General features: G+C 65.8%; 23 protein-coding genes. 12 read left to right on the top strand and 11 right to left on the bottom strand.

Features of this window, described 5'->3' with window-relative positions; all coding sequences use genetic code 11:
- Positions 1-129: 129 nt before the first annotated feature.
- The 4 genes from WDB71_RS02840 to WDB71_RS02825 all read right to left on the bottom strand — a co-directional run bounded on the left by WDB71_RS02840 (position 130) and on the right by WDB71_RS02825 (position 3,050).
- Positions 130-1,488 carry a TRAP transporter large permease subunit gene (locus WDB71_RS02840; protein ID WP_341503131.1) on the bottom strand — a complete coding sequence of 453 codons (1,359 nt, stop codon included), beginning with the start codon at positions 1,486-1,488 and terminating at the stop codon, positions 130-132.
- Positions 1,488-1,958: a TRAP transporter small permease subunit gene (locus tag WDB71_RS02835; RefSeq protein WP_341504173.1), complete on the bottom strand. Its 471-nt coding sequence runs from the start codon at positions 1,956-1,958 to the stop codon at positions 1,488-1,490. The genes WDB71_RS02840 and WDB71_RS02835 overlap by 1 nt, the downstream gene beginning before the upstream one ends.
- A gap of 62 nt (positions 1,959-2,020) precedes the next feature.
- Positions 2,021-2,350 (bottom strand): BolA/IbaG family iron-sulfur metabolism protein, encoded by a 330-nt coding sequence (locus tag WDB71_RS02830; RefSeq protein WP_341503130.1) that lies wholly within the window; start codon positions 2,348-2,350, stop codon positions 2,021-2,023.
- 55 nt (positions 2,351-2,405) lie between these two features.
- Positions 2,406-3,050 carry an alpha-ketoglutarate-dependent dioxygenase AlkB gene (locus tag WDB71_RS02825; RefSeq protein ID WP_341503129.1) on the bottom strand — a complete coding sequence of 215 codons (645 nt, stop codon included), beginning with the start codon at positions 3,048-3,050 and terminating at the stop codon, positions 2,406-2,408.
- On the opposite strand from WDB71_RS02825, the gene WDB71_RS02820 reads away from it, so the two are divergent.
- The 9 genes from WDB71_RS02820 to WDB71_RS02780 all read left to right on the top strand — a co-directional run bounded on the left by WDB71_RS02820 (position 3,045) and on the right by WDB71_RS02780 (position 10,053).
- A complete protein-coding gene (locus WDB71_RS02820) occupies positions 3,045-4,157 on the top strand; it encodes a methyltransferase (RefSeq protein ID WP_341503128.1) in 1,113 nt (370 codons plus the stop codon). The genes WDB71_RS02825 and WDB71_RS02820 overlap by 6 nt on opposite strands.
- Positions 4,158-4,159: 2 nt before the next feature.
- Positions 4,160-4,696, top strand: coding sequence for a YajG family lipoprotein (locus WDB71_RS02815; protein ID WP_341503127.1), 537 nt, complete (start codon positions 4,160-4,162; stop codon positions 4,694-4,696).
- Positions 4,697-4,743: 47 nt separating this feature from the next.
- Positions 4,744-5,898 carry a hypothetical protein gene (locus WDB71_RS02810; RefSeq protein WP_341503126.1) on the top strand — a complete coding sequence of 385 codons (1,155 nt, stop codon included), beginning with the start codon at positions 4,744-4,746 and terminating at the stop codon, positions 5,896-5,898.
- A gap of 30 nt (positions 5,899-5,928) precedes the next feature.
- Positions 5,929-6,510 carry a peptidylprolyl isomerase gene (locus WDB71_RS02805; protein ID WP_341503125.1) on the top strand — a complete coding sequence of 194 codons (582 nt, stop codon included), beginning with the start codon at positions 5,929-5,931 and terminating at the stop codon, positions 6,508-6,510.
- A gap of 14 nt (positions 6,511-6,524) precedes the next feature.
- The gene (locus WDB71_RS02800) at positions 6,525-6,875 is read left to right on the top strand and encodes a hypothetical protein (RefSeq protein WP_341503124.1); all 351 of its coding nucleotides are present in this window, start codon (positions 6,525-6,527) and stop codon (positions 6,873-6,875) included.
- 115 nt (positions 6,876-6,990) lie between these two features.
- Positions 6,991-8,235: an AmpG family muropeptide MFS transporter gene (locus tag WDB71_RS02795; protein WP_341503123.1), complete on the top strand. Its 1,245-nt coding sequence runs from the start codon at positions 6,991-6,993 to the stop codon at positions 8,233-8,235.
- A gap of 74 nt (positions 8,236-8,309) precedes the next feature.
- On the top strand, positions 8,310-8,663 hold the full coding sequence (locus WDB71_RS02790; RefSeq protein ID WP_341503122.1) for a VanZ family protein: 354 nt from the start codon (positions 8,310-8,312) through the stop codon (positions 8,661-8,663).
- Positions 8,639-9,499, top strand: coding sequence for a 2-dehydropantoate 2-reductase (locus tag WDB71_RS02785; protein WP_341503121.1), 861 nt, complete (start codon positions 8,639-8,641; stop codon positions 9,497-9,499). Before WDB71_RS02790 ends, WDB71_RS02785 begins: the two co-directional genes overlap by 25 nt.
- The gene (locus WDB71_RS02780) at positions 9,496-10,053 is read left to right on the top strand and encodes a DJ-1 family glyoxalase III (RefSeq protein WP_341503120.1); all 558 of its coding nucleotides are present in this window, start codon (positions 9,496-9,498) and stop codon (positions 10,051-10,053) included. The genes WDB71_RS02785 and WDB71_RS02780 overlap by 4 nt, the downstream gene beginning before the upstream one ends.
- Here WDB71_RS02780 and thiI read toward each other — a convergent pair.
- From thiI to pomA, 3 genes are all read right to left on the bottom strand, one after another.
- Positions 10,050-11,498: a tRNA uracil 4-sulfurtransferase ThiI gene (thiI, locus tag WDB71_RS02775; protein ID WP_341503119.1), complete on the bottom strand. Its 1,449-nt coding sequence runs from the start codon at positions 11,496-11,498 to the stop codon at positions 10,050-10,052. The genes WDB71_RS02780 and thiI overlap by 4 nt on opposite strands.
- A 63-nt stretch (positions 11,499-11,561) precedes the next feature.
- Positions 11,562-12,479 carry a flagellar motor protein MotB gene (locus tag WDB71_RS02770; RefSeq protein ID WP_341503118.1) on the bottom strand — a complete coding sequence of 306 codons (918 nt, stop codon included), beginning with the start codon at positions 12,477-12,479 and terminating at the stop codon, positions 11,562-11,564.
- Between the two features lie 10 nt (positions 12,480-12,489).
- On the bottom strand, positions 12,490-13,254 hold the full coding sequence (pomA, locus tag WDB71_RS02765) for a flagellar motor protein PomA (RefSeq protein WP_341503117.1): 765 nt from the start codon (positions 13,252-13,254) through the stop codon (positions 12,490-12,492).
- A 211-nt stretch (positions 13,255-13,465) separates the two neighbouring features.
- Here pomA and xseB point away from each other — a divergent pair, with 211 nt between their 5' ends.
- The 3 genes from xseB to dxs are packed head-to-tail and all read left to right on the top strand — an operon-like array spanning position 13,466 to position 16,473.
- On the top strand, positions 13,466-13,708 hold the full coding sequence (xseB, locus tag WDB71_RS02760) for an exodeoxyribonuclease VII small subunit (protein ID WP_341503116.1): 243 nt from the start codon (positions 13,466-13,468) through the stop codon (positions 13,706-13,708).
- A complete protein-coding gene (ispA, locus tag WDB71_RS02755) occupies positions 13,705-14,589 on the top strand; it encodes a (2E,6E)-farnesyl diphosphate synthase (protein ID WP_341503115.1) in 885 nt (294 codons plus the stop codon). The genes xseB and ispA overlap by 4 nt, the downstream gene beginning before the upstream one ends.
- A 21-nt stretch (positions 14,590-14,610) precedes the next feature.
- Positions 14,611-16,473, top strand: a complete 1,863-nt coding sequence (gene dxs / locus WDB71_RS02750; protein WP_341503114.1) for a 1-deoxy-D-xylulose-5-phosphate synthase — start codon at positions 14,611-14,613, stop codon at positions 16,471-16,473.
- Positions 16,474-16,644: 171 nt separating this feature from the next.
- Here dxs and pgpA read toward each other — a convergent pair whose 3' ends face one another.
- The 4 genes from pgpA to ribE are packed head-to-tail and all read right to left on the bottom strand — an operon-like array spanning position 16,645 to position 19,031.
- The gene (gene pgpA / locus WDB71_RS02745; RefSeq protein ID WP_341503113.1) at positions 16,645-17,121 is read right to left on the bottom strand and encodes a phosphatidylglycerophosphatase A; all 477 of its coding nucleotides are present in this window, start codon (positions 17,119-17,121) and stop codon (positions 16,645-16,647) included.
- Positions 17,105-18,091, bottom strand: coding sequence for a thiamine-phosphate kinase (gene thiL, locus WDB71_RS02740; RefSeq protein WP_341503112.1), 987 nt, complete (start codon positions 18,089-18,091; stop codon positions 17,105-17,107). The genes pgpA and thiL overlap by 17 nt, the downstream gene beginning before the upstream one ends.
- A 60-nt stretch (positions 18,092-18,151) precedes the next feature.
- Positions 18,152-18,559 (bottom strand): transcription antitermination factor NusB, encoded by a 408-nt coding sequence (nusB, locus tag WDB71_RS02735; RefSeq protein ID WP_341503111.1) that lies wholly within the window; start codon positions 18,557-18,559, stop codon positions 18,152-18,154.
- Between the two features lies 1 nt (position 18,560).
- On the bottom strand, positions 18,561-19,031 hold the full coding sequence (ribE, locus tag WDB71_RS02730; RefSeq protein WP_341503110.1) for a 6,7-dimethyl-8-ribityllumazine synthase: 471 nt from the start codon (positions 19,029-19,031) through the stop codon (positions 18,561-18,563).
- Between the last annotated feature and the right edge of the window lie 3 nt (positions 19,032-19,034).

Below are 19,034 nucleotides of genomic sequence, written 5' to 3'. Positions count from 1 at the left end.
CTGCCGGGGCCAGCATCTGGGCCAGCCAATAACATGTCTCATAGAGCCGCCTATTGATAAAGCTGGCCTGGCACCCAAGCCGCCGGGGCCAGCATCTGGGCCAGCCAATAACATGTCTCATAAAGCCGCCTATTGATAAAGCTGGCTTGGCAGCCAGGTCGCCAGGGCCGGCACCAGGGCCAGGATCGCCATCAGCCCCAGCTGGATGGCCACGAAGGGCAGTACGCCACGGTACAGGGCGCCGGTACTGATGGCGTCCGGGGCCGCGCCGCGCAGGTAAAAGAGCGCAAAACCAAAGGGTGGGGTCAGGAAGGAGGTCTGCAGGTTGACCGCCAGCATGACCCCCAGCCAGATCGGATCTACGCCCATGGCCAGCAGCGGCGGCGCCACCAGCGGCACCACCACGAAGGTGATTTCGATGAAATCGAGCAAAAAGCCCAGCAGGAACACCACCAGCATCACCATCAGGATGGCGCCCCACTGGCCGCCGGGCAGATCGCTGAGCAGGCCGTGCAGCCAGGTCTCGCCGCCCAGGCCGCGGAATACCAAGCCAAACACCGAGGCCGCCAGCAGGATCAGGAACACCATGGCGGTGACCCGCACCGTCTCGGCACCGATGTCCCTGGCCACGGCCAGGCTGAGCCGCCCCTGCAGGGCCGCCAGCAACAGGGCCCCGAAGGCACCGACGGCGGCGGCCTCGGTGGGCGTGGCCAGGCCGCCGAGTATGGAACCCAGTACCGCCAGGATCAGCACCAGGGGCGCCACCAGCGCCACCAGGAACTCCCGCCACTGGCCCCGGTCGGCCCGGCCGTTGGACTTGGGCAGCCAGTGCGGTTTCAGCCACACCAGTACCAGCAGAAACAGCAGGTAGAGACCGACCAGGCACAGGCCCGGGATCAGGGCGCCTGCGAAGAGCTCGCCCACCGACACCGTCTTGGGACTGAATATGCCCAGGCTGAGCTGGGCCTGTTGGTAGGCGGCCGACAGCACGTCCCCCAGCAGCACCAGCACGATGGACGGCGGGATGATCTGCCCCAGGGTACCGGTGGCACAGAGGGTGCCGGCGGACAGGCTGGGCTTGTAGCCGGCCTTGTTCATGGCCGGCAGGGCCAGCAGCCCCAGGGTGACGACGGTGGCGCCAACGATACCTGTGCTGGCCGCCAGCAGCGTCCCCACCAGCACCACGGCGAAGGCCATGCCGCCGCGCAGGCCGCCGAACAGCCGGGCCAGGGCCTCAAGCAGCTTCTCGGCCACCTGGGAACGCTCCAGGGTGATCCCCATCAGCACGAACAGCGGCACCGCCATCAGGGTGACATTGTTGAAGACCCCGTACATGCGGTTGGGCAGGGCCTGGAGAAAGACAGGATCGAAGAAGCCGAACAGGCTGCCCGCCAGGGCGAACAGCAACGCCACCCCGGCCAGGGTAAAGGCCACCGGGAAACCGGCCAGCAGCACCAGGAAGGTCACGACGAACAGGGCCAGCGCCATCAGTGCCTCCGCCACAGCCGGACCAGCTCGGCCAGCCCCTGCAGGCTCAGCAGCAGCCACATCAGCGGCATCAGCGTCTTCTGGACGAATACCAGCGGCAGGCCACCGGCCTCGGCTGAGCCTTCCAGGCTCAGCCAGGAGCGCCAGGCGTAGGCGCCACACAGCCACAGCAGGAGCAGGGACACCGGCAACAGCAACAGCAGTATGCCCAGCATGTTGACCCAGCGGCGCTGCTCGGTGGAGAAATGGCGATAGAGCACGTCGACCCGGACATGACCATCCTGGGCCAGGGTCTGGGCGACGCCGAAGGCGATGACGGCGCCGTGCAGGTAGAGAATGGATTCCTGGAGGGCGATGGAGCCGGTCTTGAAGGCATAACGCATCACCACCACCAGCACCGTCAGAAACACCATGGCCAGGGCCAGCCATGAAGCCGCCCTGGCCAATCTGTCATTGAGAACTGCCACCATCACCCTGCTTACTCCCGGATACAAGCAAACCCGAAAGTAAACAGAATGTTGTCAATTTGCAATCAGCTTGCAGTCAGGCGAGAGCCGCCCATGCAGTTGGGAGAGGCCGGCACATCACCGTAGTACTGCTGCCACTCTTCCGGGGTGTAGGTATGGATGGACAGGGCATGCACGGGGCCGGCCAGCTCGTCGGACAGGCTCTGATTGACGGCCCTGTGGCGACTGACCAGGCGCTGGTCGATGAAGTCGGCGGACACCACGACGACCTTGAAATGGGTTTCCGAGTCCTTGGGCACGGCGTGCATGTGGGACTCGTTGATCACTTCCAGGTGTTGGGGATTGAAGGTCACGTTCAATTTGTCTTCGATACGGCTCTTAACGGACATGGGCATACTCCTGCACTCATTTGCCTACTGCGGCCTGGGCCGCACTTTTACGCTTAGTTCCTTAAGCTTGCAAGGGGTTGACCCACCTAAAGGTCAGACTCAGCCTGGCCTCCTTGACCCGGCGCCGCCTGGGCACCTCGTGCTGCCAATGCTGCTGCAGCCGCCCCGCCATCAGCAACAGGCTGGTGTGGGGAAGGGCCAGGGTAAACCTGTCGTCACCGCCCTTGTGGCGAAAGCGCAGATCCCGCTCCGCACCCAGGCTCAGCATGGCGATGGCCGGGGTCGGCCCCAGCTCCGGCTCGTCGTCGCTGTGCCAGCCCATGGCGTCCTGGCCGTCCCGGTACCAATTCACCAGCACCGAGTTGAACCTGAGCTGAAGTCGCTGGCCCAGCCCCCTGGCCAACGCCAGGAGACAGGGATGCCAGGGCAGTGGTGACAACCGCCTGCCAGAGTAAGTATAGGTAGCCTGCGGGTCACCGACCCAGGATTGCAGACGCGGGATGGCCACCACCTTGCCAAACAGGCGGATTTTCGGCTGCGACCAGCTCAGTTCCCGCTGCAGCAGCGCCATCAGCTCGTGGCCGTCCGACGCCGTCATCACCGAGGGCCAGAGCCACAGTTCCCGCTCGGACAGCGCCGGGTGAACAGGGGCCTGGCTTGTGTCAAAATGCGGCCCTTGCCAGTTTGGGAGCGAATTCAGTTGCACCTGCCTACCTCACATCTTGGATCCCTGGACCGCTTCCCGCCCAGGGACAATGACCCCCTGCAGGCCTGGGACGCGGCCGACCTGTATCTGCTGAGCAGTGTGACAGCAGCCGGCCTGGATCCGCAAAGGCCGGTGCTGATCCTCAACGACCATTTCGGCGCCCTGACCACGGCCCTGGCCGACTTCCCGGTCACCAGCGTTTCCGACTCCCAGATCAGCCACCTGGCCATGGCCCACAACCTGGCCAAGCTGGGCCTCAGCGGCCCGACCATGGTCGACAACCTGGCCGACTGGCCACAGCGGCCGCAGCTGGTGCTGATCCAGCTGCCCAAGCAGCTGTCCTTGCTGGAATACCAGCTGGCCATGCTCAAGCCGCTGCTGGCCGACGACAGCCTGGTACTGGCCGCAGGCCGCGACAGGGACATCCCGGAGCGGGCCGAGAAGATGCTGGCCAAATACATCGGCGCCACCGACCGCTGCCTGGGCTGGAAGAAGTGCCGGCTCTTTGTCAGCCAAAGGGACGACAAGGCGCCATTGCCCATGCCCAGGCCCCAGAGCTGGCCGCTGGAAGGCACCGCCTTTACTTTGACCAACCATGCCAATGTCTTCTCCCGCCAGAGCCTGGACATTGGCGCCCGGCTGATGCTGGAGCACCTGCCCCAGGGCCATTTCGGCCGGGTCATCGACCTCGGCTGCGGCAACGGCGTGCTGGCCCTCGGCCTTGCCGCCCGCTACCCGGACTGCCACTACACCCTGGTGGACGAGTCCCATTTCGCCGTGGCCTCGGCCCGGGACAACTTTGCCGCCAACCTGCCGGACGTTGCCGTCGAGTGCATCGCCAACGACTGCCTGAGCGGCTTCAAGGCCAAGTCGGCGGATCTGGTGCTGTGTAACCCGCCCTTCCACCAGCAACAGGCGGTCACCGATCACATCGCCTGGCAGATGATGAAGGACGCCCACCGGGTGCTGCGGGTCGGCGGCGAGCTGCGCCTGGTCGGCAACCGCCACCTGGGCTACCACCTAAAGCTCAAGCGCCTGTTTGGCGGTTGCACCGTGGTGGCCAGCAACCGTAAATTCGTGATCCTCAGTGCCAAGAAAAGGAAATAACCATGCGCCTGTTACTGCCCCTGGTAATGCTGCTGTCCGGCTGCGCCACCGCGCCCCAGACCACCTGGCTGGATCCCGCCAAGGTGGCGGTGAGCCGGGCCGTGACCACCTCCCCGGTCTGGCTGCGCTTCGAGGACGGCCGCAGTGAGCCTGCCGTGCTGCACCTGCCCGACGCCAAGGTTACCGGCGACGCCCGATTGATCGCCCGTCTCGGCGACAGGCTGCGCCAGGGCCTGATCGACAAGGGCTATGTGCTGACGCCCCAGGGCGGCACCCAGCTCACCGTGACCCTCAAACGCCTGGAAAGCCGCGTCGACGCCGGCACCTTCAAGCACGAGGCCAGGCAGCTGGTGGTGCTGGAAGCCCTCGCCAGCCGCGACGGCCGCACCCTGACCCGCACCTTTACCAGCCGCGGCCAGTTCGAGGCGCCGCTGGGCGTTGACGTGGGCCGCCTGGAGGCGGAACTGAACCGGGTGCTGGAGCAGAGCCTCGGCAGCCTGGTCAACGACCCCGAGCTGGCCGCCTTTTTCCACCCCTGAACATGGACTAAGCTCGGATCATAACGACGCACCGCACAAGGAAGACAATGCGGCTGATCGCCTGTCTCTATGATCCCAGGGGGCAGCTGAGCCTGGACCACCCACTGGTCCGCCTGCTGCTCCCGGCCTATCGCCAGAGCTGCCCCCACGGCGGTCACTGGCTGCGCCGGCAATGGCTGGTCCTGTACGACAGGGCCGAAGACTTCCAGCTGCTGGACGACGACAGCTTTGGCCTGGTACTGGGCCATCCCCTGCTCTACCCCGACCGCCAGGCCAGCCTGGCCCTGCTGCACGGCTCACCCTACCGCTGGCTGGACCGCTGCCGCGGCCACTTCGCCCTGCTCCAGGGCCTGTCATCCAGCGGCCACCTGCTGGCCGCCACCGATCCCCTGGGCCTGGTGCCCCTCTACCGCCTGGAACACCAGGGCTGCCAGCTGCTCAGCAACGACCTCGGCTGGCTGTCGCGACTGCCGCTGCCCCTGGCCGTGGACAGCGATGCCCTGCTGGACTGGCTCAGCCTGGGCTTCCCCCTGGGCGAGGGCAGCGGCTACCAGGGGGTGCGCACCCTGGGCGGCGGCCGCTACTGGGTGCTCAAGGGCCGCGGCGCCCAGACCTATCACTACCGCAACTGGGCCGGGGTGCCGGCGCCGCTCACGGCGCTGGCCCCCCAGGCCCTCAGGACCCCCCACTTCGGCGAAGCCCAGCTGGATTGGGGCCTGCCGAAACGCCAGGAGCAGGAGCGGCCCTGGCGCTTCCAGCCCGGTGAGCGCTGGGCCGAGGTGCTCTTTAGCGAACCGCGGGCCGCACTGGCCCGCCAGCAGGACAGGTACAACGCCGACTGGGCGCCCCTGGCCGAGCTGGCCAGGGGCAATGCCCTGTTCCGCCTCGGCCATGATCTGCGCTGGCACTGGCAGGGCCAGGCCCGCCGGCAGCGGCTGGACCTGCCGGATCTGGCCCTGCCCGGCCTGGACGGCCAGCTGCTTGCCAGCCTGCCGACGCTCAACCTGCCGCCGCCGCGCTATCCCGGCCTGCAGCCCCGCCATCGGCTCTGCCGGCAGGGACTGGGCCTGTGGCAACAGCACGGGCACGACTGGTCCCTTGCCAGGCAACTTTTTGGTACCCTGCTGGGTCAGACCCATAGTGCCCGGGGCCTTCAGGCCAGACTGCTCTACCGGCAATGGCAGCAACAGTGCCCCGGCTAGGATCCACAACAACAATTCAGGGAGAACCTCATGCGCACCTGGCTCAGCGCCCTACTGCTGCTGGTGACCTTCGCCGGCACCGCCGGCGAACTCGACATCCAGAAAGACAACCTCTTCCCCCGCGTGCAGTTCAGCACCAACATGGGCAACGTCATCGTTGAACTGGACCGCACCCGGGCCCCACTCACGGTCGACAATTTCCTCGGCTACGTGGCCAAGGGTCACTACGACAACACCCAGTTCCACCGGGTCATCAAGGATTTCGTGGTCCAGGGCGGCGGCTATGATCTCAAGTTCAACGAGCGTCCCACCGACAAGCCCATCGTCAACGAATCCGGCAACGGCCTGTCCAACCGCACCGGCACCATTGCCATGGCACGCACCGACGATCCCCATTCCGCCACCAGCCAGTTCTACTTCAACGTGGCCGACAACGATCGCCTGGATCCCAACCCGCGCCGCTGGGGCTACGCCGTGTTCGGCGAAGTGGTGGAAGGCCTGGAGGTGCTGATGCAGATCGCCCAGCTGCCCACCGAGGTGCGCGGTGAATTCGCCGATGTGCCAGCGGCCCCCATCATCCTCAAGGAGGCCAAGCTGCTGCCCGAGGGCTGAGCCATACTTAGCTCATGGGCAAGCAATTTCATGAGCAGCACGCCACCATCAATGCCTTTTTGGACGCCGAGATCCCGACCCTGCTGGCACTGGCGGAAGGCGTGCTTCACTACCGCATAGACGACCAGGGTCTGCAGGCCGCGCTCTGGGATCTGCTGGAGCACTGGCAGAGCCTGGGCACCAAGGAAGGCGAGCCCCAGCACGAACGGGAGCGGGTCTTCTGGCTGCTGGTGGGACTGATGAGCCGCCACAAGCCCTACCGACTGCGCGGCCACTGGGCCACCAAGAGCATCCTGCTGCAGGGCATGGGCTACCTGAGGGGGGACTCCGCCCAGGCCCCCACAGGCCCTGCCCCCCGTCCCTGAACCAAGCTGAACCCCGGCCATCGGGCGCTGCCGATGCCCTTGCAGGCTCGGCCCCGACAAGGCACTCTGGTGACCTTGCTACCGCCCATTCCCGAACGCGCAAGGACAGTCCCTTTTGACAAGCCAATCCTGGTGGCAGCTGCTGTTGCAGCGCCGTTTCTTCCTTTGCATCCTGACCGGCTTCGCCTCCGGCCTGCCGCTTTTCTTCCTGTTCCAGCTGATCCCGGGCTGGCTTCGTGACCAGAACGTGGATCTGGCCACCATAGGCCTGCTGTCGCTGGTGCAGTTCCCCTACACCTGGAAGTTCCTCTGGTCGCCGCTGATGGACAGGTTCGAGCTGCCGCTGCTGGGCCTGCGCCGGGGCTGGATGCTGCTGACCCAGCTGGGCCTGCTGCTGGCCATGGCCAGTTTCGCCTTCACCGACCCCGCCCAGGGGCTGAAACCCATCATAGTGGCGGCGGTGCTGGTGGCGGTGTTTTCCGCCTCCCAGGACATCGTCATCGACGCCTTCCGCCGGGAGATCCTCGAAGACAACGAACTGGGCCTGGGCAACTCCATCCACATCAACGCCTATCGCCTGGCCGGCCTGGTGCCGGGCTCGTTGTCGCTGATCCTGGCCGACCACCTGCCCTGGTCCAGCGTCTTCCTGATCACTGCCGCCTTCATGTCGGTGGGCCTGCTGCTGACCTGTATGGCCGACGAACCCCAACACCAGCGCCACCCGCAAACCATGGAGCAGGCCATAGTGGCGCCCTTCGTGGAGTTCTTCTCCCGCGGCGGCGTCCGCCAGGCGCTGCTGGTGCTCGGCTTCATGGTGCTCTACAAGCTGGGCGACAACATGGCCACGGCCCTGCAGACCCCCTTCTACCTGGACATGGGCTACAGCAAGTCGGAGATCGGCCTGGTGGCCAAGCATGCCGCGCTCTGGCCCGTGGTCGTCGGCAGCCTGGTGGGGGGCCTGGTAATGCTCAGGATCGGCATCAACCGTTCCCTGTGGCTGTTCGGCCTGGTGCAGATGGCCAGTATCTTCGGTTATGCCCTGCTGGCCTCCCTGCCCGCGGAGCAGCGCGATCTCTGGTGGCTGGGGGCCGTGGTGGCCTTCGAGTATTTCGGGGTCGGCCTGGGCGCCGCCGCCCTGACCGCCTTCATCGCCCGGGAGGCCAGCAAGACCTACCTGGCCACCCAGCTGGCCCTGCTCACGGCGCTGACCGCCGTGCCCAGGGTGCTGGCCAATGCCGGCACCGGCTTTATGGTGGAGGCCATGGGCTGGGTCGATTTCTACCTGGTGTGCGCCGCCGTGGCCATTCCCGGCATGCTGATGCTGCCCTGGGTGGCCCCCTGGCACAGGACCTCGGACTGATCTGCCAGCTGTTCACCCTTGAACAAGGCGGGGGCCGCTAGTTTACAATGGCCCTGACGTTGAACGGAGAACCTATGCGGGCCCTGCTTTTTTCCACCCGAACCTACCAGACCCTGCTGGCCATGGCGGTGATGACCATCGCCCTGCTGGCCGTGACCAAGGCCAGCTATCCCACCCCGGGTGGCGACAAGAGCATGCATGCCCTGGCCTTCTTCGTGCTGGCCCTGCTCAGCTACGGTGCCTGGCGTCGGCCGCTGTGGCCCCAATGGCTGGGCCTGGCCGCCTACGGCGCCCTGATCGAGGCCATGCAGTGGCTGCTGCCCTACCGCCAGGCCTCCTGGCTGGACTGGCTGGCCGATCTGGCCGGCATCGCCATCTTCCACCTGCTGCTGGCACTGGTGCTGTGGCTACGCCGGTCACCGTCCTAGGCAACGGCGCCATCGGCAGCCTCTGTGCCGGCCGCCTGGCCAGGCACGGCCACCCGGTCACCCTGCTGGGGCGCTACGGCCCCGTCGCCGAGGTGCGACTCGATGGCGACACCATCACCCTGAAACCGGGCCAGGCGCCGGCACTGCTGCTGGTCTGCGTCAAGGCCTACCAGGTCGAGACGGCCCTGGCGCCACTGCTGCCAGCCCTGCCTGCTGACATCCCCATAGTGCTGATGCACAACGGCCTCGGCCCCCACCTGTGGGTCCAGGCCAACTGCCCCAATCCCCTGGTGCTGGCCAGTACCACCCACGGTGCCCTCAAGGACGAGCTGGGCGTTCACCACACCGGCTGGGGCCAGTGCTGGTACGGCAGTGCCGGCGCCAGGCCAAACCCGGCCCAGCAGGCCCAGATCCACAACCTGCTCAACATCGCCCAGCCGCAGGCTCTGCCCTTCGACAACGTCTTCGAACCCCTGTGGTGGAAGCTGGCCATCAACGCCCTAATCAACCCGCTGACCGCCCGCGACGGGGTGCGCAACGGCGAGCTTTGCCAGGCCAGCTACCGCACCGAGCTCGAGGCCCTGGCCGGCGAGCTGGCACCGGTGATGCAGGCCGAAGGCATAGACGCCAGCACCGAGGCCATCCTGGCCAGGACCCTGCAGGTGGCCAGGCAGACCGCCGCCAACCAGTCGTCGATGCTCAGGGACCGCCTGGCCGGTCGCCCCACCGAAATCGCCTTCATCAACGGTTATATTTGTGACAGGGCCGAGCAAAGGGGACTGGATGCCCCGAGGCATCGGCAGCTGGTGGTGGCAATAGAGGCGCTGTGCCCATGACGATTCTGGTAACCGTTGCCGACGGCAGCGAAGAGATGGAAGTGATCACCCTGGTGGACGTGTTGCGCCGGGCCGATCTGGAGGTGACCCTGGCCAGCCTGGACGAACGCCAGGTGACCTGCGCCCGGGGCAGCCGGCTGGTGGCGGACGCCACCTTCGAGGAAATAGCCGAGTTCCAGTTCGAGCTGATCGCCCTGCCCGGTGGCCTGGGTGGGGCCGAGCGCCAGGGCCAGCATCAGGGCCTGGTCGGCATGCTCAGGGGCCACCAGGCCGAGGGCCGCTGGATAGGCGCCATCTGCGCCGCCCCAGCCCTGTCCCTGGCCGCCAACGGCCTGATCCCGGCCAAGGCCAAGATCACCGGCCATCCCGGCTTTCACAACCTGCTCGGCGACTACAGGCTCAAGGCCGGCGCCGCCGTGGTCCGCGATGACCAGCACAGGCTGATCACCAGCCAGGGGCCGGGCACGGCCCTGGCCTTTGCCCTGGCCCTGGTGGAGCTGCTGCTGGGCAAGGAGAAGGCGCAGCGGGTGGCCGCGCCCATGGTGCTGCTTTAGGGGCGGAACACCTTGACGTTGGCAAAGCCCTGTTCGGCCAGGTACAGGGCCTGCAGCTTGCTCATCACGCCGCGGTCGCAGTAGAGGAAGTAGGTCTTGTCCTGGGGCAGATCGCCGAAGCGGGTGCCCAGCTTGTAGAAGGGCAGGTGCTGCACCTCGGCGCCTTCCAGCTCCAGGGGCGCTTCTTCTTCCTCGTCGGCGCTGCGGATGTCCAGGATCACGGCCTCGGCCGGCACCTGGCTCACCGTCTCCACTTCCACCACCTGCTGGTCGGTTTCCCGCTCGATGTCGCGGATATCGAAGATCTGTGACTGCTCCAGGGCCCGGTCCAGCACCGAATAATCGAACTTGTCTTCTTCCGCCTCGATCTTCGACAGCACCGCCTTGACGGTGGGCTTCTTGGAGATGACACCGCAGTATTCCGGCATGGTACGGGCGAAATCGCCGGTGCCGATGGCGTCGGCGATGTCGATGATCTCCTGCTTGTCGTAGGACACCAGCGGCCTGAGGATCAGGGTGTCGGTGACCCTGTCGATGACATTGAGGTTGGTCAGGGTCTGGCTGGACACCTGGCCCAGGGCCTCGCCGGTGACGATGGCCTGGATCCCCATGCGCTCGGCCACCCGGGCGCCGGCCCGCATCATCATGCGCTTGAGGATCACGCCCATCTGGCCGTCGTCCACCTTCTCCAGGATCTCCGCCACCACCCCTTCGAAGGGCACGGCGATCAGCTTGACCCTGTGGGAGGCGCCGAACCTGTCCCAGAGGTGGTAGGCCACCTGCTTGACGCCGATCTCGTGGGCGCTGCCGCCCAGGTTGAAGAAGCAGTAATGGGTGCGGGAGCCGCGCTTGATGGTCATGTAGCTGGACACCCCGGAGTCGAAACCGCCGGAGATCAGCGACAGCACGTCTTCCTGGGTCTTGATGGGGAAGCCACCCAGGCCGGCATGGCGGCGGGAAACCAGGTACAGCTTGTCCCTGTCGATCTCCAGCTCCACGGTAACATCGGGCTTCTTGAGCTTGACGCCGCCGGTGGGGTTGTTCTGGTTGAGGCCGCCGCCCACGTAGCGCTCCACGTCGATGGAGGTGAACTCGTGCTTGCCGCTGCGCTTGCAGCGCACGCAGAAGCTCTTGCCGGCCAGCTTGTCGCCCCACTGGGCCTGGACGGCGCGGTAGATGTCTTCCATGTCCTCGAAGGCATGCTCGGCCACTTCCAGCACGGCGCAGACGCCTGGGGTGTGGGTGAGCTTTTCCAGCACCGCCTCCAGATCGGCGTCGTCCGGGGCCCGCACCTCCAGCTTGTCCCAGAACCTGTCCACCTTGATGCCCTCGCCGACCCGCTTGAGCACGTTGCGCAGGTTGGACTCCAGCAACTTGATAAAGCGCAGCCGTACCGACTTGCTCTTGATGGTGATTTCGGGATGGAGCTTGATGATGAACTTCACGGGCCTGCCTGTCTTGGTAAAAAAGCGAGCGGATTATACAGCGCCCCGCCCGCCCTTGCATGTTCAGTTCTGCAGGGCCGGCACTTCCTCACTGTACTTGGGCTTGCCCTGCATGATGGCGATCTCCACCCGCCTGTTCAGGCGCCGGTTGGCGGCCGAGTCGTTGGCCACCAGCGGCTGGGTGTCGGCCAGGCCGCGCACCACCAGGCGGTTGGGGTCGAAACCGGGCACCGACAGCATCTCGTGGCCCACGGCCACGGCCCGTTCGGCGCTGAGCTCCCAGTTGGAGCGGTACAGCTCGGAGTAGACCTTGAGATCGTCGGTGTGGCCCGACACCGTCACCACCCCCGGTACCGTGGTCAGCAGCCTGGCCACGGACTGGATCACCGGCTTGAACCTGGGCTGCAGGAAGGCGCTGCCGCTGGGGAAGGCGCCCTTCTCGCGGATGCGGATGATGATCTGCTGGCCCAGGGCCTCCAGCTCGATGGCCCCTTCCAGGATCTCGTTTTCGAGCTGGTCGGCCATCTGCCTGGCCAGCTCGTTGAGCTGTTGCTGCTGCTCGGTGGGGATCTCCTCGGTCTGGGCCTCGCCGGTGGCCGAGGTCTCGCCGCCGCGCTTGGCGCCCCGCTGTTCGTTGACGCCGCCGGCGTAGTCCTCTTCCCCCTCCTGGAATTCCAGCATCTGCTGGGTCAGCTCCATGGTCTGCTGCTGGATGGTTTCGATGGGGGTGGGCTCGGGCCGGCCCGGCCTGAATTCCTGGGCGATCACCGAGGTGCCCTTGGGGATGTCCTTGACCTCGATGCGGTTCTGCACGCCGAAGGCGTACTTCATGGAGCCGGCGATCTGCTTGAACTTGAGCACGTCCATTTCCGAGAAGGACAGCAGCAGCACGAAGAAGCACATCAGCAGCGACATCAGATCGGCAAAGGTGCCCATCCAGGGTGGCAGGCCGGGGGGCGGGCATTTGCATTTTTCTTCCACGGCCGGCCCCTTATTCGTCCGTGGTCTTCACCTGGCGCTTGGACTCGGCCAGGTAGTTCTTGAGCATGGCGTCTATGACCCTGGGATTCTGGCCTTCCTGGATGCAGAGCACGGCGTCGAGGATCAGCTTGCGGTTGCGCATTTCCTCCGCCATGCGCAGGTTGAGCTTGTCGGCGATGGGAATGGCCACCATGTTGGCAAGCATGGCGCCGTAGAGGGTGGTCAGCAGCGCCACCGACATGGCCGGGCCTATGGCCTTGGGGTCGTCCATATTGGACAGCATGGCCACCAGGCCGATCAGGGTACCTATCATGCCCATGGCCGGGGCCACGTCGCCCAGGGCCTTGAAGACGTTGGCGCCCAGCTCGTGGCGTTCCGTGGTCTGGTGGATGTCCTTCTCCAGGTTGGAACGCACCACGTCGGCGTCGTGGCCGTCCACCAGCAGGTCCACGCCCTTTTGCAGGAAGGGGTTCTTGATCTCGGCCTCTTCCAGGGCCAGGAAGCCGCCCTTGCGGGCCGCATCGGCCATTTCCACCGCCTTTTCGATGATGTCCTCGGGCTTGTCCAGCTTGAACATGAAGGCCTTGCTGGCGACCTTGGCGGCCCCGAAGAACTGGCCCACGTTGAACTTCATCAGTACCACCAACAGGGAACCGCCGAAGACGATCAGGATGGAGTTGGTGTCCACGAAGATGACGGGGTCGCCGCCGTTGACCATCGCCATGATCACGAAGCCGAAGGCGCCAATCAGTCCGATCAGTGTTGCCAGATCCACTCAATCTCTCCCAGAAGCTGCTGCATTACCCAGTACTTTATCGACGGGCTATTGTCTCCGCCGCCTTCCTTCCGGGCAATAGCATGGTTTGATTTGTCGACACGCAAACAGTACCTTGTGCGCCATCGATCACAGTTGATCCGGCGCGGCCTTCCCTGTTATCGGCGGTATAGGCCAAGACCTGAGCATCTTTCATGCCAAGAGAGTCACTATGGCCAAGAAACAACCGGAAAAGATGACCTTCGAGGAAAACCTGGCCGAGCTGGAAACCATAGTCCAGCAGCTGGAGCAGGGCGAGCTGAGCCTGGACGAGGCCCTCAAGCAGTTCGAACGCGGCATCAGCCTGGCAAGGGCCGGCGAAGGCAAGCTCAAGAGCGCCGAGCAGAAGGTACAGGTACTGCTGGGCCAAGGCGAACAGGGCCAGCTGGCCCCCTTCGAGGACGAGCAGCCATGAGCCTGCAGGCCGCCCTGGGCGGCAACAGACAGCGCATCGACGACTACCTGGCCGCCCTGCTCGACCAGCAGCCGGCCCTGGCGCCCCGGCTGCTGGCCGCCATGCGCCACGGCGTGCTGCTGGGCGGCAAGCGGGTGCGCCCCTTCCTGGTCTACGCCACCGGCGAGCTGCTGGGCATCGCCCCCGAGCGCCTGGATCCCGTCGCCGCCGCCATCGAGTGCATCCACGCCTATTCGCTGATCCACGACGACCTGCCGGCCATGGACAACGACGAGCTGCGCCGCGGCCAGCCCACCGTCCATGTGGCCTTCGACGAGGCCACAGCGGTGCTGGCCGGCGATGCGTTGCAGAGCCTGGCCTTTGCCGAGCTGGCCAAGGTGGAGCTGGCCAGCGCCGCCGCCACCCGGGAGCTGTTCCTGCTGCTGGCCCAGGCCGCCGGCCTGCCCGGCATGTGCGGCGGCCAGGCCATGGACATGGCCGCCACCGGCGCGCCCGTGGATCTGGCCGGCCTGGAGGCCATCCACAACCACAAGACCGGCGCCCTGATTAAGGCGGCGGTCATGTTACCCTGCCTATTGTCGGACGAGATCACCGCCGAGCAGAAGGCCAGGCTGGCCCGCTACGCCGATTGCATCGGTCTGGCCTTCCAGGTCCAGGACGATATCCTCGACGTCACCGCCGACACCCAGGTGCTTGGCAAGACCCAGGGCAAGGACGAACGCGACCACAAGGCCACCTATCCGTCCCTGCTGGGCCTGGACCGGGCCAGGGTCAAGGCGGCCACCCTAGTGGAAGAAGCCCTGTCCAGCCTGGATGCCTTGCCCTACAATAGCGACAAACTGGCCGACCTGGCCCGCTACATCATCGCCAGGGAACTCTAGACAGGGCCCGAAAACACTAAGATGACCAAAGAAAAGAACGATTACCCCCTGCTGGCGACCATCGACTCGCCCCAGGATCTGCGCCAGCTGCCCCAGGAGCGCCTCAACGAGGTCGCCGTGGAGCTGCGCCATTTCTTGCTGAATTCAGTGAGCCGCTCCAGCGGCCACCTGGCTTCCGGGCTGGGCACGGTGGAGCTGACCGTGGCCCTGCACTATGTCTACCAGACCCCCTTCGACCGGCTGATCTGGGACGTGGGCCACCAGGCCTATCCCCACAAGATCCTCACCGGCCGCCGTGGCCAGATGCACAGCATCCGCCAGAAGGGCGGCCTGCACCCCTTCCCCTGGCGGGAAGAGAGCGAATATGACGTGCTGTCGGTGGGCCATTCCTCCACCTCCATCTCCGCCGCATTGGGCATGGCCATCGCCGCCGAGAAGGAAGACGCCGGCCGCAAGGTGGTGGCGGTGATCGGCGACGGCGCCATGACCGCCGGCATGGCCTTCGAGGCCATGAACCACGCCGGCGACATCCACAAGGACATGGTGGTGGTGCTCAACGACAACGAGATGTCCATCTCCGAGAACGTCGGGGCGCTGAACAAGCACATGGCCCGGCTGCTGTCCGGCAGCCTCTACACCTCCATCCGCGAAGGCGGCAAGAAGGTACTGTCCGGCCTGCCGCCCATCAAGGAGCTGGCCCGCCGCGCCGAGGAGCACCTCAAGGGCATGGTGGTACCCGGCACCCTGTTCGAGGAGCTGGGTTTCAACTACATAGGCCCCATCGACGGTCACGACGTGGAAGCCCTGGTGGACACCCTGCGCAACATGCGCAACCTCAAGGGGCCGCAGCTGCTGCACGTGATGACCAAGAAGGGCAAGGGCTACGAGCCCGCCGAGAAGGATCCCATCGGCTACCACGGCGTGCCCAGGTTCGACCCCAGCCAGGATTGCCTGCCCAAGTCCCAGGGCGGCAAGCCCAGTTTCTCGACCATCTTCGGCGACTGGCTGTGCGACACCGCCGCCAGGGACGACAAGCTGATGGCCATCACCCCGGCCATGCGCGAAGGCTCCGGTATGGTGCGCTTCAGCCAGCAATACCCCAACCAGTACTTCGACGCCGCCATCGCCGAACAGCACGCGGTGACCCTGGCCGCCGGCTTCGCCATCGAGGGCCTGAGGCCGGTGGTGGCCATCTACTCCAGCTTCCTGCAGCGGGCCTATGACCAGCTGATCCACGACGTGGCCATCATGAAGCTGCCGGTGTTGTTCGCCATCGACCGCGCCGGCGTGGTCGGCGCCGACGGTCCCACCCACCAGGGCGCCTTCGATCTCAGCTACCTGCGCTGCGTGCCCAACCTGGTGATCATGGCCCCCAGCGACGAGAACGAGTGCCGCAACATGCTGCACACCGGCCACCAGCTCGATGTACCCGCGGCGGTGCGCTACCCCCGCGGCAGCGCCACCGGCGCCGAGCTGGACGCCGAGCCCCAGTTGCTGGCCATCGGCAAGGGCCTGGTGCGCCGCCGCGGCCAGAAGGTGGCCATACTGGCCTTCGGCACCCTGCTGAGCGCCGCCCTGGAGGCCGGCGAGGCCCTGGACGCCACCGTGGCCGACATGCGCTTCGTCAAGCCGCTGGACGAGCAGCTCATCCGCGAGCTGGCCGACAGCCATGATCTGCTGGTCACCGTGGAAGACAACGTCATCAAGGGCGGCGCCGGCGCCGGCGTGGGCGAGTTCCTGATGGCCGAGGGCCTGCTCAAGCCCCTGCTGATGCTGGGCCTGCCCGATGAGTTCATCAAGCACGGCAGCCAGAGCGAGATCCTCAGCGAGCTGGGCCTGGACGGCGCCGGCATCGAAGCCCGTATCCGCGCCCGGCTGGCGTAAGGCCTTAGGCAGCAAAAAGCCCTGGCATTGCAGGATGAGCCTCGAAGCAGGAGCACTGCTCCTGCGCAGGCGAATGCGAGGCCGAGGATGGCCGAGCCGGAAGGAACCACCAGGGAGGGTTGCAGCCTCATGATGAAAAAGCCTCGCAATAGCGAGGCTTTTTTATTTCGCTCAGGCCAGCCAGGCGGCCAGGGCCTGGAGACTGGCCAGGGAAAAGAGCCCCGCCAGCACGTCGTCGAGCATGATGCCGAAGCCGCCGTGGACCTTGCGGTCGCACCAGCGGATGGGCCAGGGCTTGAGGATGTCGAAGAAGCGGAAGATGACGAAGCCGGCCAGGAGCCATTGCCAGCCCTGGGGGGCCAGGAACAGGGTGATCAGCATGCCCACCACTTCGTCCCAGACGATGGCCGGATGGTCGTGGACGCCCATGTCGCGGCTGGCCCGCTCGCAGATGTAGACCCCCAGCACCATGGCCAGCAGCGTCAGGCCCAGGTAGGCCGGCCAGGGCAGGTGCATCATCAGCAGGTAGAGGGGGATGGCGGCCAGGCTGCCGAAGGTGCCCGGCGCCTTGGGGGCCAGGCCAGACCCGAAACCCAGGGCCAGGAAGTGCCAGGGATTGGACAGCCTGAGCCTAGTCTTCGGATCCATGGTTCCCCCAGCTGTGCTCGTAGCCCTTGAGATCCAGTTCCACCGGCTGGCCATGGTTGAGGAAGCTGATACCCTTGCCGCCACGCAACTGGCCGATGCAGCTGTGCTTGACGCCGCTGTGGGCCAGCAGGGTGTCCAGGGCACCCTTCTGGGCCTCGGGTATGGTGAACAGCAGTTCGTAGTCGTCGCCGGCGGCCAGGGCGTATTCCAGGGCCTTGTCCAGTGGCACCGTGCCGACCATGGCCTGGCTCAGGGGGATCTTCTCCAGGAACAGATTGGCGCCGCAGCCGGAGGCATCGAGCACATGGCCCAGATCGCTGGCCAGGCCGTCTGAGAGATCGATGGCGCTGGTGGCCACGCCGCGCAGGCACTGGCCCGCCAGCAGCCTGGGGGTGGGGTAGTAATGGCGGTTGAGCAGGTATTCCCGGTGGTCCGCGGTGGCTTCCTCCCGGCCCTCGATCAGGGCCAGGCCCAGGCCGGCATCACCCAGGGTGCCGGTCACGTACAGCCAGTCGCCGGGTTTGGCGCCGCCGCGGGTCAGCTGCTTGTCCTGGGGCACTGTGCCCTGGGCGGTGATGGTGATGCTGAGGGGGCCCCGGGTGGTGTCACCGCCGACCAGGGCCACGCCGTAGTATTCGCACAGCTCCACCACGCCTGCGGAGAACTCCGCCAGCCACTGTTCGTCGGCCTCTGGCAGGGTAATGGCCAGGGACAGCCAGGCCGGATCGGCGCCCATGGCGGCCAGATCGGACAGGTTCACCACCACAGCCCTGTGGCCTATGGCCCGGGGCGGCGCATCGTGGTGGAAGTGCACCCCGGCCACCAGGGTGTCTGTGGTCACCGCCAGCAGGTTCTGCTCCGGCATCTTCAGCAGGGCGCAGTCGTCGCCTATGCCCAGCACCACGTCCTTGCGCTGGTGGCCACGGCCCTTGAAATACTGGTCGATCAGCGAAAATTCACGGGTCGGCATCAACAAAAAGCCAGCAATGACTGCTGGCCCTCCTTACTATCCAGTGGCATCTCGGCCCTGTTATTTGGCGTTGCGCACGTACTTGTCGAGCACACCGTTGACGAACTTGTGGCTGTCCTCGGCGGCGAAGGTCTTGGCCAGTTCGATGGCCTCGTTGATCACCACCTTGTAGGGGACATCCTTGCGCTTGGTCAGCTCGTACATGCCTAAACGCAGTACCGCCTTCTCAACGTGATCCACCTCTTCCAGGGGGCGGGTCACGTACTGGCTCAGAATGGCGTCCAGTTCGTCCTTGCACTGGGCGACACCGGTCAGCAGGTTGCGGAAGTAGTCCACATCGACATCGTTCATGTCCTGCTCGGTCAGGAACTGATGCTCGATGTTGCTGACGTGGTCATTGGTCATCTGCCACTGATACAGGGCCTGGACCGCGTAACGACGTGCCTTGCGACGAAAAGCCGGTTTCACCTTATTCTCCCAGTTCATCCAGTACGTTGACCATCTCCAGGGCGGACAGGGCCGCCTCGGCGCCCTTGTTGCCGGCCTTGGTGCCGGCACGCTCGATGGCCTGCTCGATGGTGTCTGTGGTCAGTACGCCAAAGGCCACGGGAATGTCGTATTCCATGGCCACCTGCGCCAGCCCCTTGTTGCACTCGCTGCACACGTAATCGAAGTGCGGGGTGCCGCCACGGATCACCGCGCCCAGCGAGATGATGGCGTCATAGCGCTTGGTTGCGGCAACGCGCTTGGCGGCCAGGGGCAGTTCAACGGCACCGGGGACACGCACTATGGTGATGTTGTCTTCGCCGACCTGGCCGTGGCGCTTGAGGGCGTCAACGGCGCCGTCCACCAGGGAGTCGACGATGAAGCTGTTGAAGCGCGACACCACCAGGGCGAATTTGCGTTTCGGGGCGGAAAAGCCGCCTTCGATGACTTTCATGGG

The sequence above is a fragment of the Gallaecimonas sp. GXIMD4217 genome (assembly GCF_038087665.1).
In the GTDB taxonomy this organism is placed as follows: Bacteria; Pseudomonadota; Gammaproteobacteria; order Enterobacterales; family Gallaecimonadaceae; genus Gallaecimonas.
Note: the sequence above shows the minus strand (reverse complement) of the source record. Positions and strands in the feature narration are given on the sequence as shown.